The organism is Pseudomonas bharatica CSV86 (assembly GCF_000319305.2).
GTDB lineage: Bacteria > Pseudomonadota > Gammaproteobacteria > Pseudomonadales > Pseudomonadaceae > Aquipseudomonas > Aquipseudomonas bharatica.
Window position 1 is genome coordinate 2,461,694 of sequence record NZ_AMWJ02000002.1, and the last position, 15,648, is coordinate 2,477,341.

Here is a 15,648-nt window from a genome sequence, read left to right on the forward strand (position 1 = left end):
TGAGCATGGTTGGCAGGAACATTCTGATCGTCGACGACGAAGCGCCCATTCGCGAAATGATCGCCGTTGCCTTGGAAATGGCCGGCTATGACTGCCTGGAGGCGGAAAACTCCCAGCAGGCCCACGCCATCATCGTCGACCGCAAGCCGGACCTGATCCTGCTCGACTGGATGCTGCCAGGCACCTCCGGCATCGAACTGGCCCGGCGCCTGAAGCGCGACGAGCTGACCAGCGACGTACCGATCATCATGCTGACCGCCAAGGGCGAGGAAGATAACAAGATCCAGGGCCTGGAAGTCGGCGCCGACGACTACATCACCAAGCCGTTCTCGCCCCGCGAGCTGGTCGCCCGCCTCAAGGCGGTGCTACGCCGCGCAGGCCCGACAGACGGCGAGGCGCCGATCGAGGTCGGTGGCCTGCTGCTCGACCCCATCAGCCACCGCGTGACCATCGACGGCAAGCCGGCCGAGATGGGCCCGACCGAATATCGCCTGCTGCAATTCTTCATGACCCACCAGGAGCGCGCCTATACCCGCGGCCAGTTGCTGGACCAGGTCTGGGGCGGCAACGTCTACGTCGAGGAGCGCACCGTCGATGTGCATATCCGGCGCCTGCGCAAGGCGTTGGGTGATGCCTACGAAAATCTGGTACAAACCGTCCGTGGTACCGGCTACCGCTTCTCGACCAAGGGCTGACCAGCGCCCAGGCCCCAAGCAAGAGCATAGGAAGATCGGCTCCGGTCTCTGATACGGAGCCGATCCGCAAGGATTCCAATTGAACCAGAACTGGCACGGCACCCTGATTCGCCACATGCTGCTGCTGATCAGCGTGTGCCTGATCATCGGACTGATCAGCGGATACTACGGCTGGGCCCTGGCCCTGGGCCTGGCGGTCTACCTGGGCTGGACCCTCAAGCAGATGCTGCGCCTGCACCATTGGCTGCAGGCGCACAAGCCCGACGAGCCACCGCCGGATGGCTACGGCCTGTGGGGAGAAGTGTTCGACAGCATCTATCACCTGCAGCGCCGCGACCAACGCGTGCGCGGGCGCCTGCAGGCGGTGATCGACCGTGTCCAGGAGTCCACCGCGGCGTTGAAGGACGCGGTGATCATGCTCGACAGCGAAGGCAACCTGGAATGGTGGAACCGCGCCGCCGAGACCCTGCTGGGCCTGAAGACCCCACAGGACAGCGGTCAGCCGGTGACCAACCTGGTCCGCCATCCGCGCTTCAAGGAATATTTCGAGCAGGAAAACTACCTCGAACCCCTGGAAATCCCGTCGCCGATCAGTGACCGGGTGCGCATCCAGTTCCATATCACCCGCTATGGCAACAGCGAGCACCTGATGCTGGTGCGTGACGTGACCCGCATCCACCAACTGGAACAGATGCGCAAGGATTTCGTCGCCAACGTATCCCACGAACTGCGCACGCCGCTGACGGTGATCGCCGGTTACCTGGAAACCTTGCTGGACAACGTCGAAGACGTGAATCCACGTTGGGTGCGTGCCCTGCAGCAGATGCAGCAACAGGGTGGGCGCATGCAGACCCTGCTCAACGACCTGCTGCTGCTGGCCAAGCTGGAAGCCACCGATTACCCCTCGGATAACCACCCCGTCGCCGTCGACAGCCTGCTGAACTCGATCAAGGGCGATGCCCAGGCCCTGTCCGGCCAGCGCAACCAGCGCATCAGCCTGGAAGCCGAACCAGGCCTGCGCCTGAAGGGCAGCGAGACGGAACTGCGCAGTGCCTTTTCCAACCTGGTGTTCAACGCGGTCAAGTACACCCAGGACGGCGGCACTATCCGGATCCGCTGGTGGGCCGACGAGCAGGGTGCGCACCTCAGCGTGCAGGATTCCGGCATCGGTATCGACGCCAAGCACCTGCCGCGCCTGACCGAGCGCTTCTACCGGGTCGACTCCAGCCGCGCCTCCAACACTGGCGGCACCGGGCTGGGCCTGGCGATCGTCAAGCATGTGCTGCTGCGCCATCGCGGTCGCCTGGAGATCAGCAGCGTACCGGGCCACGGCAGCACGTTCACCTGCCATTTCCCGGTCGCCCAGTTGGCCCCGGCCAAGGCCAGCTGATCCAGCGCGCTTTGCATTTGCGCCCCCAGCCGCTACATTGGCGGATCGTGCCAGCGCAAGCTGGCACCTATTTCTGGGTATACGGATTTAATGGTTGATGGGGCACCTTTACCCCACCAACCTGATACCATTATCAGATGGTTGATAGATCGACTCCGTAGTTGAGTTCCTCTGCGAAGTCCGGCAGTCCGTAACCGATGGTTTTCTTGTAGAAAGGAGAGACCTTCGCAGTCGGTGCCTTCTTCTTGTGCTTCGTGGTGTAGAGCATTCGTGCCCGCATCACCTCGAAGGAGTAACCGCGCCCTTCACGGTTCTTGTCCTTGGCCAGTCGGTTGATGGACTCCGTGTAAGCGTTGGTGACGGGCATGTCCGTCTCGAAGTAGGTCATGGTCTCTTCGCGCCAGTTTCCCACTGCCCTGACCAGATCGCTCCAGACTTCCTTTTGGCCCTTCGGGATGGTGGCTATCCACTCGTCCAGGGCGGCTTCTGCCTGGAGCCGTGTGGTGGCGTCCCAGATGCCGTAGAAGCGCTCCTTGTGCTCGTAGGCGGCCAGCAGTTGCGGGAACGCGCCTGTCCAGGTCTCCATGATGAGGCGCTCCCGGTCTGAGACTTCGTGAGCGCGTTTCAGCAGGATTTTCCGGTCTCCCTTGAGAGTCCGGCTCTGGGACGGTTTCAGCTCCTTTCTGAGGCCCTTGCGCACTCTCTCTAGGGCATCGTTGGCCATGCGCACCACATGGAACTTATCGACCACGATACGGGCCTGGGGCAGCACAGCCTTGACCGCTGCCCGGTAGGGGTTCCACATGTCCATGCTGACGATCTCGACCTTCTGCCGGTCTTTCAGCTTCATCAGGTAGTTGGTCACCACGTCCTGGCGGCGGGTGGCCAGCAGGTCGAGCAGGGTTCGCTCCTCAATGTTGGTCAGAATGCAGCGGTAGCGCTTGTTCAGGTATAGCTCGTCAATGCCCAGGATGCGGGGCGTCTCGAAGCGGTGCCAGCGCCCCAGGAACTCGGCGCGGGCGTTGAAGATGTCGCGCACCGTCTTCTCGTCCAGGCCGGTCTGTGCCGCCACAAAGGTGTAGGGGTGGTTGAAGGATTCCTTCTCCACGTACTCATGCAGCCGCAGTGTCATACGGAATCCGTCCACCATCTCCGGTAGCTGGGGCCTGAATGTTGTCTTGCAGGCCCGGCAGGTGTATCGGCGGCGGACCACCCAGAGAGTGACCCGCTTGCCGTGGATGGGCAGATCACGATAGGGAACGTCACGCTTGCCGAACCGCACGAACTCACCCTGCACGCCGCACCCCTCGCAGGCTACTGGTGTAGGTGCTTCAAGCCGAAAATGTATGTCTTCATTCTGCTCATCAGAATCCACCAACTGGTACCCAGGAAGGCTTAACGAATTAATCATCTCCCGCCTTGATCAGAAAAACAGGTAGGTGGCGTAACCGGCAATCATCGCCATAGCAAAAATGACTGCTAAAAACGCCGCTAAAAGCTTCAGCGTGAACAAAGAGCGCAACAGAATGAGCTCAGTCAGGCTGGCTCCGGCACTGCCGATGATCAACGCTAGCACCGTCCCGGCACCCACGCCTTTGGCCATCAGAGCCGCTGCCAGAGGTATGACGGCTTCAGCGCGAATATACAACGGCACGCCGATGACAGCGGCAACTGGAATGGCAAAGGGATTATCTGGGCCTGCATACTGCTCCAATAAGTCAGTGGGCATGAAACCATAGATCACGCTGCCAATCGCAATACCGATGAGCAGGTAAGGCAACACATCGATAAAGTCCGACCAAGCTTCCCGCCACACACCACTGTACTTCCCTTCTTTCTTAACCGTGACAGTGGGTTGACTGTCACAGCATTCGCTAGACGTAGAGACTGTTGTCTTCCTATCAGCCCCGCAAGAAGCCGTCTTCGGAGTGGTGTCGCAGCTGTTGGTGCCGCAACTCGATGCGGTCGATGTAGCACTGCACGGGCTTGCTGATGAACTACATCCACTGCTCTCTTGTGTCGCCGTCCGGCGCACATAACGCTCGAAGCCAAGCGTGTGAAGCAGCCATCCGGCACCTACCGCGACCACCAAAGCGGCGAGCACATAGATAGCAGTAAGTGTCCATCCAAACGTGGCAACCAGCAGGCCGACGACGATAGGATTCAGCAACGGAGATGAGAAAAGAAACACCATCATCGGCCCAAAACCGGCCCGTGCCCGAATCAACCCTTTCAACATGGGGATAGTCGAGCAACTACAGAAGGGCGTTATAGCTCCTAAACCAGCAGCAAGAAAATAGCCTCGCTTCCCACTGGAAGTCAGTAACGCTTCCACCTTGGATGGTGGGATGTGACGTTGAAGAACTCCGACCAGCAAGCTAATGCCAATGAATAAAACCGATAGCTCGATAGCGAGAAAGGCGAACATGCCTAGAGCGTCTTGGAGTTGAGATGACATTCAATATTACTCCTATATTTCTAGTATTGTCGAAATGATGTACGCAGCCTACTTGCGTTTATCCGACCTGTCAACTATAATTCTAGAAACATCGAATTATTGGGGCGTGCTATGGATCACGAAAAGGTTGCAGCCAGCTTAGCTGAGCTAGGGAATAGTCACCGACTGTCCGTGTTCCGCTTTCTGGTCAAAGCTGGCCATGATGGGGCTTCGGTCGGAGATATCCAGAAGGGGCTGGGTATTCCTGCTTCGACGCTATCACATCACCTTGCGCGCATGGCCAAGGTAGGGCTGATCCGGCAGGAGAAACATAGCCGCACGATTGTCTGTATACCCGAGTATGGGCACCTAGAGAATTTGATCGGTTTCTTACAAGAGGAATGTTGTGCAGGTGTCCGGATTGCGCATGAACCAGAACCGCTTTGACGCTTGCCCAGCTCTCGCTGTCCTCCCTAGTCAGCATCGCTATGAAGACTCAGGCGAAGGTGGAAACAGAAAATTGGCAGTAGAGTAGGCTGAAGAGGATCAATCAGATAATCCGCTGAGAAAGATTTTCTTCTTTACATCTTTGGCATTTTATCAACCAGAAATTCCGGATACCCCTATTTCTTTCTATTTCAAGAACACGGAATCCTTTAAAACTCCATCATGGAACCTTCCAGTATTAGCCTCGCCTCCCTCTTTGCCGACTTCGGCATGATTCTTTTCGCCCTGCTCCTGGTTCTGCTCAACGGCTTCTTCGTCGCCGCCGAGTTCGCCATGGTCAAGCTGCGCTCGACCCGGGTCGAAGCGATCGCCGAGCAGCACGGCTGGCGCGGCAGCATCCTGCGCACCGTCCACAGTCAACTCGACGCTTACCTGTCCGCCTGCCAATTGGGTATCACCCTGGCTTCGCTGGGCCTCGGCTGGGTCGGCGAGCCGGCCTTCGCCCACCTGCTGGAGCCGCTTTTGGCCGCAGTCGGCGTGCAGTCGCCGGAAATCATCAAGGCGGTGTCCTTCTTCAGCGCCTTCTTCGTGATTTCCTACCTGCATATCGTGGTCGGCGAGCTGGCCCCGAAATCCTGGGCGATCCGCAAGCCGGAGCTGCTGTCGCTGTGGACCGCCGTGCCGCTGTACCTGTTCTACTGGCTGATGTACCCGGCCATCTACCTGCTCAACGCCAGCGCCAACGCCATCCTGCGCATCGCCGGCCAGGGCGAGCCCGGCCCGCATCACGAGCATCACTACAGCCGTGAAGAGCTGAAGCTGATCCTCCACTCCAGCCGCGGCCAGGACCCGAGCGACCAGGGCATGCGCGTACTCGCCTCGGCCGTGGAGATGGGCGAGCTGGAAGTCGTCGACTGGGCCAACTCCCGGGAAGACATGATCAGCCTCGACGTCAATGCGCCGCTGAAAGAGATCCTGGCGATGTTCCGCCGACACAAGTTCAGCCGCTACCCGGTGTTCGACGCCGAACGCGGCGAGTTCGTCGGCCTGCTGCATATCAAGGATTTGCTACTGGAACTGGCGGCCCTGGACCACGTACCGGAGTCGTTCAACCTGGTCGAGCTGGTCCGCCCGCTGGAGCGCGTTTCCCGGCACATGCCGCTGTCGCAGTTGCTGGAGCAGTTCCGCAAGGGCGGCGCGCACTTTGCCCTGGTCGAGGAAGCCGACGGCAAGGTCATTGGCTACCTGACCATGGAAGACGTGCTGGAAGTGCTGGTCGGCGACATCCAGGACGAACACCGCAAGACCGAGCGCGGCATCCTCGCCTACCAGCCGGGCAAGCTGCTGGTGCGCGGCGATACGCCGCTGTTCAAGGTCGAGCGCCTGCTGGGCATCGACCTTGACCATATCGAGGCGGAAACCCTCGCCGGCCTGGTCTACGAGACCCTCAAGCGGGTCCCGGAAGAGGAAGAAGTGCTGGAAGTCGAAGGCCTGCGCATCATCATCAAGAAGATGAAGGGGCCGAAGATCGTCCTGGCCAAGGTGCTCAAGCTCGATTGAGCCGCCTCAGGGGTTGCCGGCGGTGAAGTTCGGCAACCCGCCGATGGGCTGGTTGAACTGGTAGGGAATCGACTCCACCGCCAGCCCGACATTGCGCTGCACCACGAAATGCAGGTGCGGCGCGGTGCTCCTCCCGTATTCCCCGAGCGTGCCAGCGGCGTGCCATAGGCCACCTGCTGGCCCTCGCGCACCACCACCGAGCCGCGCATCAGGTGCAGGTACACGCCCATGGTGCCGTCGTTATGCAGGACCCTCACGAAATTGCCTGACGGCTGGGTTCCCCGCCCGCTCTGCCGGTTTTCCACCTTCACCACCACCCCGGCCCGCGCCGCTATGATCGGCGTGCCCTCGGGCATGGCGATATCCATGGCGTAACGGCCCTTGGGGCCGAAATGGCTGAAGCGGCCGTTGGGCCCCTGGGTCAGACGGAAGGGCCCGCCGCGCCAGGGCAACGGATAGCGATAGGCCTGCGGCCGCAGGGCGGGATCGCCGAGGGCGGTACGCAGGGTTTCCTTGTAGCTGATCTTCTGCCCTGGCTGGATCGCCGTCAGCCCGGCCAGCGCCACCGTGGCCCGCGCCGGAATCACCCGGCGCACCACCCGCGGCCCCGCTTCCCGGGCATTGCCCAGGCGCTCCAGGCGCAATTCGACCTCCACCGGGGCGTACAGCTCGTTGTAGACAGAGAAATGCACGCCGCCGGGATGGGGCGTGACTTGCAGATGGACCTGGCTATCGAGTTTCTCGTCCATGCGGTCGCGGAAGATGAAAGGCCGCGAGCCGGCGATCGGCCGGTCGGAATAGGTGACCACGCCGAAGGCGTCCCGGTGTTGGTAGATGGTCTTGGCCAGCGCCGGTCCGGCGGCGAACAGCAATGCGCAGAACAGCAGCAGGCGAACGGGCATGACGGGAGGCCCTCCGACGACGGTTTTTCTTGGGGTTATCGTCGAAGACTAGCAGCGGGGAATCGGCCGGGGAGCCGTGGAAACGGCTTGAGAGGGTTGCAGCCGATCAGCGGTGGCAATTTGCCGCTAAACGGCCATATCTTCACTGGCCTCATCGCTGGCAAGCCAGCTCCCACAGGGGTGTGGGAGCTGGCTTGCCAGCGATGAGGCCATCAGCAGCAACCAAGTAATCAGGCGCTTGGAATGTACTGCTTCTGCGCCGTACCACGGGCAATCAGGCGCGACAGGTAATCCAGCTTCTGCGCATCCTGGTCGACGAAGCGGAAGATCAGTTGCAGCCAGTCGCTGTCCGGCTTCGGCTCCATGGCCGCGACCGAGTGCAGGTAGCCGTTGAGACGGGCGATCTCGGAGTTCTCGCCTTGCTCCAGATCGAGCACGGCGCCTTCCAGCACTTGTGGCAGGGCGTCGCTGCGACGTACCACCAGCGAGGCTTCCTTGAGGGTCAGGGCTTTGATGATGCACGGCTGGTTGCCGCTGGACAGGCGCAATTGACCCTGGCCACGGCCACTGGGCGAAGCCGGCTGGGCCTGGGGCGCAGGCGCGTTGATCAGCGGCTTGGCAGCAGGCGCCGGAGCTGCCGTTGCAGCGGCGGTCTTGGGTGCATTGCCGGTCAAGGCCGACAGCGAATCATTGGCGAAGCCGGTGGAGGTACGCGCCGGGCCACCCGCCATGGCGGCTTCCAGCTTGCCGACCTTGGCCAGGGCTTTCTTCACCTTGGTCAGCAACTGCTCGTTGGTGAACGGCTTGCCGACATAGTCCGAGACGCCGGCGTGAATGGCCTGCACCACGTTTTCCTTGTCGCCACGGCTGGTCACCATGATGAACGGCAGGGCCTTGAGCGAGTCTTGCTGACGGCACCAGGTGAGCAACTCGAGGCCGGACATCTCCGGCATCTCCCAGTCGCACAGGACCATATCGAAGACGTCCTTGGTCATCAGGGTCTGGGCCTTGCGCCCGTTGACCGCATCCTCTATGACCATGCCGGGAAAATAGTTACGCAGGCATTTCTTTACCAGGTCACGGATGAACGGCGCATCATCCACAACAAGCACACTGACTTTACTCATCGCCACTCCTTCCATATCCCGACTAGCATAACGTTGACTGATGGCCATTTGCCAAAACTTCGGTCACGCCGGGACAACGACACATTCGTTCGCGGGTGCCTTCAATTGCGCTGCCGCAAACGAAAACGCCCGGCCAAAAGCCGGGCGTCAGTTCTTGGGGCAGTCTTATTTATCGTCAGATTCGGCCGGAACATTAGCTTTTTCGACGCCCTGCACCTCTTCTTTCATGCGCTTGAGGCCCATGTGCCGGACGTCGGTGCCACGCACCAGGTAGATCACCAGCTCGGAGATGTTGCGCGCGTGGTCGCCGATCCGCTCCAGCGAGCGCAGCGCCCAGATCACGCTGAGCACGCGGGAGATCGAGCGCGGGTCTTCCATCATGTAGGTGACCAGCTCGCGCAGGGCAGTCTTGTACTCGCGGTCGATGGTCTTGTCGTACTGGGCCACGGACAGCGCAAGGTCGGCATCGAAGCGGGCGAAGGCATCCAGCGCGTCACGCACCATGTTGCGCACCTGGTCACCGATATGCCGGACCTCGACATAGCCACGTGGCGACTCGCCTTCCTCGCACAACTGGATGGCGCGGCGGGCGATCTTGGTCGATTCGTCACCGATGCGCTCCAGGTCGATCACCGACTTGGAAATGCTGATGATCAGGCGCAGGTCGGACGCAGCCGGCTGGCGACGGGCAAGAATGCGCACGCACTCTTCGTCGATGTTGCGCTCCATCTGGTTGATCTGTTCGTCGACTTCACGCACCTGCTGGGCCAGGCCGGAGTCGGCCTCGATCAGCGCGGTAACCGCGTCGTTGACCTGTTTCTCGACCAGGCCGCCCATGGCCAGAAGATGGCTGCGCACCTCCTCGAGCTCGGCGTTGAACTGCTGGGAGATGTGATGGGTGAGGCTGTCTTTATCGATCATGCTTTCGCTCCGCGAGGAAGCTTCCAGCTCCAGGCTGCAAGCTCCAAGTCATTCGTTTCTGTCCTGCGAACCGCGCGCTGCCCGGGCCGGACCTAGCCGTAGCGACCGGTGATGTAGTCTTCGGTCTGCTTCTTCGCCGGGTTGGTGAACAGGGTGTCGGTGTCGCCGAATTCCACCAGTTTGCCCATGTACATGAACGCGGTGTAGTCGGAGACCCGCGCTGCCTGCTGCATGTTGTGGGTCACGATGACGATGGTGTACTTGGACTTCAGCTCGTAGATCAGCTCTTCGACCTTGAGGGTGGAGATCGGGTCGAGGGCCGAGCAGGGTTCGTCGAGGAGCAGGACTTCCGGCTCGACGGCAATGGTCCGGGCAATGACCAGACGCTGCTGCTGGCCACCGGACAGGCCCAGTGCCGAGTCGTGCAGGCGGTCCTTCACTTCGTCCCACAGCGCAGCGCCCCTCAGGGCCCATTCGACGGCTTCGTCGAGCACACGCTTCTTGTTGATGCCCTGGATGCGCAGGCCGTAGACCACGTTCTCATAGATGGTCTTGGGGAACGGGTTGGGCTTCTGGAACACCATGCCGACGCGGCGACGCAGCTCGGCGACGTCCTCGCCCTTGCGGTAGATGTTGTTGCCGTACAGGTTGATGGCGCCCTCGACGCGGCAGCCATCGACCAGGTCGTTCATGCGGTTGAAGGTGCGCAGCAAGGTCGACTTGCCGCAGCCGGACGGGCCGATGAACGCGGTCACGCGCTGCTTGGGGATGTTCATGCTGACATCGAACAGGGCTTGCTTGTCGCCGTAGTACAGGCTCAGGCCCGGGACTTCGATGGCCACGGTTTCTTCGGCCAGGCGCAGGCTCTGCTTGTCGCGACCCAGGGCGGACATGTCGATGCCGTGGGCGTGGGATTCATGCTGCATGGTAAGACTCCATACGCTATCAATTTCGTTTCATCGGGCCGCCCGTGACGGGACACGGGCGGCGCTAGCAAGGGTGCGGCGATCAGCTGTCCAGCGCCTTGTACTTCTCGCGCAGGTGGTTGCGGATCCACACGGCCGACAGGTTCAGGGTGGCGATCACCAGGACCAGCAGCAGCGCAGTGGCGTACACCAGCGGACGGGCGGCCTCGACGTTCGGGCTCTGGAAGCCCACGTCGTAGATGTGGAAGCCCAGGTGCATGATCTTCTGGTCCAGGTGCAGGTACGGGTAGTTGCCGTCCACGGGCAGCGAAGGTGCCAGCTTGACCACGCCCACCAGCATCAGCGGCGCCACTTCGCCAGCGGCGCGGGCCACCGCCAGGATCATGCCGGTCATCATCGCCGGGCTGGCCATCGGCAGGACGATCTTCCACAGCGTCTCGGCCTTGGTCGCACCCAGGGCCAGCGAGCCCTCGCGCACGGTGCGCGGGATACGCGCCAGGCCTTCCTCGGTGGCCACGATCACCACCGGCACCGCCAGCAGTGCCAGGGTCAGCGAGGCCCAGAGCAGGCCCGGGGTGCCCAGGGTCGGTGCCGGCAGCGCTTCGGGAAGAACAGGCGGTCCAGCGAACCGCCCAGCACGTAGACGAAGAAGCCCAGGCCAAACACGCCGTAGACGATCGCCGGCACGCCGGCCAGGTTGTTCACGGCGATGCGGATCAGCCGGGTCACCGGGCCCTGGCGCGCATATTCGCGCAGGTAGACCGCCGCCAGCACGCCGAACGGGGTGACGATCACCGCCATGATCAGGGTCATCATCACGGTGCCGAAGATGGCCGGGAAGATACCGCCCTCGGTGTTGGCTTCACGCGGGTCGTCGCTGAGGAATTCCCAGACCTTGGCGAAGTACACCCCAAGCTTGGTGAACAGGCCCATGCCGTTTGGCTGGTAGGCATGGACGATCTTGCTCAGGTTGATTTCCACTTCGCGACCGCTGCCGTCACGGGCGACCATCGAGTCGCGGGCGAAGTCCCGGTGCAGGTTGCCCAGGCGTTCTTCGATGGCCTTGTAGCGGTTGTTCAGCTCGGCGCGCTCGGACTCGATATCGGCCTGGGCGGTGGCGTCCAGCTTGCCTTCAAGCTCCAGTTTGCGACTGTGCAGGCGCAGGCGTTCGAGGCCATGGTTGATGGCGCCGATATCTTTCTTCTCCAGCGTCTGCAGGTCGCTGGCCAGCTTGTCGACACGGGCCAGGCGGCTTTGCAGCTCGGCCCAGGCGGCCGGGCCTTCGGCGACCACCTTGCCGTTTTCCTTGACGCTGACCAGGTAGCCGTAGAAGTTGCCCCACTCGCGGCGCTCCAGGGCGATCAGCTCGGCCGGGCGCTGCTCGTCGGCCAGCCACTCACCGACCACCCAGGTGAAATCACTGCCGTTGAGGTCGCGGTTGCCGACCTTGATCAGCTCGCGGGTCATGAATTCCGGGCCGTCGTCCGGCACCGGAAGGCCGGCACCCTTGAGGCGCGCGCGTGGCACTTCTTCTTTCTGAACAACCTCGCCCACCACCACCTGCGCCGGCTGGCCCGGCACGTTGTAGCTGGCCTGGACCAGGTCGGCGGGCCAGAAGTGGCCCAGGCCGCGCACGGCGATGACGGCGAGCAGGCCGATGGTCATGATGACCGCGATGGCGACCGAGCCACCGCTGATCCAGACACCGGGAGCGCCGCTCTTGAACCAGCTTTTAAGGGAATCCTTTTTCACGGATCGCTACCTTCTCTATCAAAGCGACGAGTATTTCTTGCGCAGACGCTGGCGAATCAGCTCGGCCAAGGTGTTCATGACGAAGGTGAACATCAGCAGCACCAGCGCCGCCAGGAACAGCACGCGGTAATGGCTGCCGCCGACTTCCGACTCGGGCATTTCCACCGCGACGTTGGCCGCCAGGGTGCGCATGCCCTCGAACAGGTTCAGCTCCATCACCGGCGTGTTGCCGGTGGCCATCAGCACGATCATGGTTTCGCCCACGGCGCGGCCCATGCCGATCATCAGCGCCGAGAAGATGCCCGGGCTGGCGGTCAGGATGACCACCCGGGTCAGGGTCTGCCAGGGCGTGGCGCCCAGCGCCAGCGAGCCCAGGGTCAGGCTGCGCGGCACGCTGAACACGGCGTCCTCGGCGATCGAGTAGATGTTCGGGATCACCGCGAAGCCCATGGCGATACCGACCACCAGGGCGTTGCGCTGGTCATAGGTAATGCCCAGGTCGTTGGTGATCCACAGGCGCATGTCGCCGCCGAAGAACCAGGTTTCCATGAACGGGCTCATGTACAGGGCAAACCAGCCGGTAAACAGGATCACCGGGATCAGGATCGCCGCTTCCCAGCCATCCGGCACGCGCAGGCGGATCGACTCGGGCAGGCGGCTCCAGCCGAAGCCGGCGACCAGGATGCCCAGCGGCAGCAACAGCATCAGGCTGAATACGCCCGGCAGGTGAGCCTCCAGATACGGTGCGAGGAACAGGCCGGCGAAGAAACCGAGAATCACCGTCGGCATCGCTTCCATCAGTTCGATCACCGGCTTGACCTTGCGCCGCATGCCCGGGCCATGAAGTAAGCGGTGTAGATGGCGGCGGCAATCGCCAGCGGAGCGGCCAGGATCATGGCGTAGAAGGCGGCCTTCAGGGTGCCGAAGGTCAGCGGCGAGAGGCTCAGCTTGGGTTCGAAGTCGGTGTTCGAGGCGGTGGATTGCCAGACGTACTTGGGCTCGTCGTAGTTCTCGTACCAGACCTTGCCCCACAGGGCGCTGAAGGAAACTTCCGGATGCGGGTTCTTCAGGCTCAGCGGCTGCAGCTTGCTGCCGTCCTCGATGAACACCCGGTTGGCCCGCGGCGACAACGCCAGGATGCCCGGGCCGTCGACCACCTGTTCGATCAGCAGGGTACGGTGCGCGGTGCTGTGGAATACGCCGAGCTTGCCGCTGGCATCGAGGGCGATGAATCCCTTGCGGCGCTCTTCGGCGTCGATCTGCACGATGGGCGAGTCGCCCATCCTGAAATCGCGGATGCGCTTGAGATGCTGCTCGCCATCCGGGTCACGGGCCATGAACCACTGGGTCAGGACGCCCTTGGAGTCGCCGGTGATCAGCGAGATGCCGCCGACCAGCTGGGCGCTGGCGGTGATCTCGGCGTTGCCGTCCTCGGCCAGCTTGTAGCGGCCGTTGAGGCTCCTCTCGCGCAGGCTGAACACATCGGCCTGGGCGCGACCGTTGATGACGTACAGCCATTGCTGGCGCGGATCGACGAAGATCTGCTTCACCGGCTCGGTCATCTGCGGCAGGTCGATGCGTTCCTGCTCGTTGCTGACCTCGCCGGTCATCATGTTTTCCGAGCGGCTCAGCCGCAGCACCTGCAGGTGCGCACCGGCAGACCCGGTCAGCAGCAAGGTATCGCCATTGACGTTGAGGCTTACGTGTTCCAGCGCCCTTCCCTGCTCGTCCAGGGCAATGGGCTCCTGGCCGTACGGGTAGTCGATGGCGGGGGTGATGGTCTTTTTGTTGTCCGGGTAGGTGATCTTGTAGGTGTGGTGGAACACCAGCACCTGGCCATTGGAAAGGCCCAGCACGACCAGCGGGCTACCAGGCTGGTCGGCACCGATGGAGGTTACCTGGACACCGGCCGGCAGGGGCAGATCGACACGCTTGAGCTCGGCGCCGCTCCTGGTATCGAAGAACAGGGCCTGGCCCTTGTCGGAAACCCGCATGCCCACCAGGTTCTGCTCTTCCAGGGCAATCATCAGCGGCTTGCCGGCGTCCTGCTGCAGCCAGGCGGGCTCCAGGGCCGGCTTGCTGGTCAGGCTCGCACCCTGGAACAGCGGCACTACCACATAGGCCAGATAGAAGAAGATCAGGGTAATGGCCGCCAATACAGCGAGCCCGCCCACCAGTACATACCAGCGGGTCAGGCGATCCTTGAGCGCACGGATGCGGCGCTTGCGTTGCAGCTCGGGCGTATTGAAGTCAATCCGCACGGGGGAGAGTTTTGGGTCATTGTGGAGTTGGCCAGATCATTCATGCGCACACACCCTAGCGGTCCCATATGACAGAAACATGACAATGCGGTGACGCAAAAAAGCCCGCCGCACAGGTGGTTCTGGCAGCGGACTGGAAATTTGCCGCTGGGGCCCGGCGTCCACCGGGCCCCACGAGATCACAGGTTAGTTTTTTGCGACACCGGCGCTGTGGGACAGGCCCAGGTCAGCCAGGGCTTTTTCAGCCACTTTGGCTGGCAGCGGGATGTAGCCATCCTTCACCACGACCTGCTGACCGGCCTGGGACAGGACCAGCTTGACGAACTCGGCTTCCAGCGGGGCCAGAGGCTTGTTCGGCGCCTTGTTGACATACACGTACAGGAAGCGCGACAGCGGGTAGGTGCCGTTCAGGGCGTTGGTTTCGTTGTCTTCGACAAACTCGCCGCCTTCTTTCTTGGCCAGGGCTACGGTCTTGACGCTAGCGGTCTTGTAGCCGATGCCGGAGTAGCCGATGCCGTTCAGCGAGGAGCTGATCGACTGCACCACGGAAGCCGAACCTGGCTGCTCGTTGACGTTAGGCTTGAAGTCGCCTTTGCACAGGGCTTCTTCCTTGAAGTAGCCGTAGGTGCCGGATACCGAGTTGCGGCCGAACAGCTGCACCGGCTTGTTGGCCAGGTCGCCGGTCACGCCCAGGTCGCCCCAGGTCTTGACGTCGGCCTTGGCGCCGCACAGGCGGGTCGAGGAGAAGATCGCATCGACCTGGGCCATGGTCAGGCCCTTGATCGGGTTGTCCTTGTGCACGAACACGGCCAGGGCATCGACGGCCACTGGGATGGCGGTAGGCTTGTAGCCATATTTCTGCTCGAAGGCCTGCAGCTCGACGTCCTTCATCTTGCGGCTCATCGGGCCCAGGTTGGCAGTGCCTTCGGTCAGCGCGGGCGGTGCGGTGGAGGAGCCGGCGGCCTGAATCTGAATGTTTACGTTCGGGTACTCTTTTTTGTACGCCTCAGCCCACAGCGTCATCAGGTTGGCCAGGGTATCGGAACCAACGCTGGACAGGTTGCCCGACACACCGGTGGTCTTGGTGTAGGTCGGAATGGCTGGATCAACAGCGGCGACCGCATTGGCGGTGGCAACGCCAGCGGCGACAAAGGTCAGGGCCGCCATCAAACGCTTCAGTTTCATGCCTTGCTCCTAGCAGGAATTCGGGGGTGAGATGGATCGGGGCCC

The 15,648-nt window shown here is 62.1% G+C and carries 10 protein-coding genes and 3 pseudogenes; 4 read left to right on the forward strand and 9 right to left on the reverse strand.

The window, feature by feature from the left end:
• The first annotated feature begins 5 nt into the window (after positions 1 to 5).
• Together phoB and phoR are read left to right on the forward strand one after the other, a co-directional pair.
• Complete coding sequence (phoB, locus tag CSV86_RS25175; RefSeq protein ID WP_009394423.1) at positions 6 to 695, forward strand: phosphate regulon transcriptional regulator PhoB; 690 nt, start codon at positions 6 to 8, stop codon at positions 693 to 695.
• A 115-nt stretch (positions 696 to 810) separates the two neighbouring features.
• Entirely contained in the window at positions 811 to 2,085 is a 1,275-nt protein-coding gene (gene phoR / locus CSV86_RS25180) for a phosphate regulon sensor histidine kinase PhoR (RefSeq protein ID WP_240160603.1), read from the forward strand.
• 133 nt (positions 2,086 to 2,218) lie between these two features.
• On the opposite strand, the gene CSV86_RS25185 is transcribed toward phoR, so the two are convergent.
• Positions 2,219 to 3,496, reverse strand: coding sequence for an ISL3 family transposase (locus CSV86_RS25185; protein ID WP_000610830.1), 1,278 nt, complete (start codon positions 3,494 to 3,496; stop codon positions 2,219 to 2,221).
• Between the two features lie 12 nt (positions 3,497 to 3,508).
• Positions 3,509 to 4,513 carry a permease gene (locus CSV86_RS25190; RefSeq protein ID WP_040363373.1) on the reverse strand — a complete coding sequence of 335 codons (1,005 nt, stop codon included), beginning with the start codon at positions 4,511 to 4,513 and terminating at the stop codon, positions 3,509 to 3,511.
• Positions 4,514 to 4,654: 141 nt separating this feature from the next.
• Between CSV86_RS25190 and CSV86_RS25195 the strand changes: the two genes are divergently transcribed.
• Both CSV86_RS25195 and CSV86_RS25200 read left to right on the forward strand, forming a co-directional pair.
• Positions 4,655 to 4,969, forward strand: a complete 315-nt coding sequence (locus tag CSV86_RS25195; RefSeq protein WP_000349485.1) for an ArsR/SmtB family transcription factor — start codon at positions 4,655 to 4,657, stop codon at positions 4,967 to 4,969.
• 222 nt (positions 4,970 to 5,191) lie between these two features.
• Entirely contained in the window at positions 5,192 to 6,529 is a 1,338-nt protein-coding gene (locus CSV86_RS25200) for a hemolysin family protein (protein ID WP_009402405.1), read from the forward strand.
• A 6-nt stretch (positions 6,530 to 6,535) separates the two neighbouring features.
• Here CSV86_RS25200 and CSV86_RS25205 read toward each other — a convergent pair.
• The 7 genes and pseudogenes from CSV86_RS25205 to CSV86_RS25235 form a co-directional block, all read right to left on the reverse strand.
• Positions 6,536 to 7,431 (reverse strand): annotated as a pseudogene (locus CSV86_RS25205) (peptidoglycan DD-metalloendopeptidase family protein).
• 230 nt (positions 7,432 to 7,661) lie between these two features.
• Positions 7,662 to 8,558 carry a response regulator gene (locus CSV86_RS25210; protein ID WP_009402407.1) on the reverse strand — a complete coding sequence of 299 codons (897 nt, stop codon included), beginning with the start codon at positions 8,556 to 8,558 and terminating at the stop codon, positions 7,662 to 7,664.
• A 165-nt stretch (positions 8,559 to 8,723) separates the two neighbouring features.
• The gene (gene phoU, locus CSV86_RS25215) at positions 8,724 to 9,479 is read right to left on the reverse strand and encodes a phosphate signaling complex protein PhoU (protein WP_009402408.1); all 756 of its coding nucleotides are present in this window, start codon (positions 9,477 to 9,479) and stop codon (positions 8,724 to 8,726) included.
• A gap of 92 nt (positions 9,480 to 9,571) precedes the next feature.
• A complete protein-coding gene (gene pstB, locus CSV86_RS25220; RefSeq protein WP_009402410.1) occupies positions 9,572 to 10,405 on the reverse strand; it encodes a phosphate ABC transporter ATP-binding protein PstB in 834 nt (277 codons plus the stop codon).
• Between the two features lie 82 nt (positions 10,406 to 10,487).
• Positions 10,488 to 12,157: pseudogene (gene pstA, locus CSV86_RS25225) on the reverse strand (phosphate ABC transporter permease PstA).
• An 18-nt stretch (positions 12,158 to 12,175) separates the two neighbouring features.
• Positions 12,176 to 14,462, reverse strand: a pseudogene (locus tag CSV86_RS25230) (ABC transporter permease subunit).
• 142 nt (positions 14,463 to 14,604) lie between these two features.
• Positions 14,605 to 15,603: a phosphate ABC transporter substrate-binding protein PstS gene (locus CSV86_RS25235; RefSeq protein ID WP_009402416.1), complete on the reverse strand. Its 999-nt coding sequence runs from the start codon at positions 15,601 to 15,603 to the stop codon at positions 14,605 to 14,607.
• Between the last annotated feature and the right edge of the window lie 45 nt (positions 15,604 to 15,648).

What these genes read in the sequence shown, in the direction of transcription:
- CSV86_RS25210 (WP_009402407.1), bottom strand. Translation starts at nt 8,558, where the DNA reads ATGAGTAAAGTCAGTGTGCTTGTTGTGGATGATGCGCCGTTCATCCGT.
- pstB (WP_009402410.1), bottom strand. Translation starts at nt 10,405, where the DNA reads ATGCAGCATGAATCCCACGCCCACGGCATCGACATGTCCGCCCTGGGT.
- phoB (WP_009394423.1), top strand. Translation starts at nt 6, where the DNA reads ATGGTTGGCAGGAACATTCTGATCGTCGACGACGAAGCGCCCATTCGC.
- CSV86_RS25200 (WP_009402405.1), top strand. Translation starts at nt 5,192, where the DNA reads ATGGAACCTTCCAGTATTAGCCTCGCCTCCCTCTTTGCCGACTTCGGC.
- CSV86_RS25195 (WP_000349485.1), top strand. Translation starts at nt 4,655, where the DNA reads ATGGATCACGAAAAGGTTGCAGCCAGCTTAGCTGAGCTAGGGAATAGT.
- phoU (WP_009402408.1), bottom strand. Translation starts at nt 9,479, where the DNA reads ATGATCGATAAAGACAGCCTCACCCATCACATCTCCCAGCAGTTCAAC.
- CSV86_RS25190 (WP_040363373.1), bottom strand. Translation starts at nt 4,513, where the DNA reads ATGTTCGCCTTTCTCGCTATCGAGCTATCGGTTTTATTCATTGGCATT.
- CSV86_RS25235 (WP_009402416.1), bottom strand. Translation starts at nt 15,603, where the DNA reads ATGAAACTGAAGCGTTTGATGGCGGCCCTGACCTTTGTCGCCGCTGGC.
- phoR (WP_240160603.1), top strand. Translation starts at nt 811, where the DNA reads ATGCTGCTGCTGATCAGCGTGTGCCTGATCATCGGACTGATCAGCGGA.
- CSV86_RS25185 (WP_000610830.1), bottom strand. Translation starts at nt 3,496, where the DNA reads ATGATTAATTCGTTAAGCCTTCCTGGGTACCAGTTGGTGGATTCTGAT.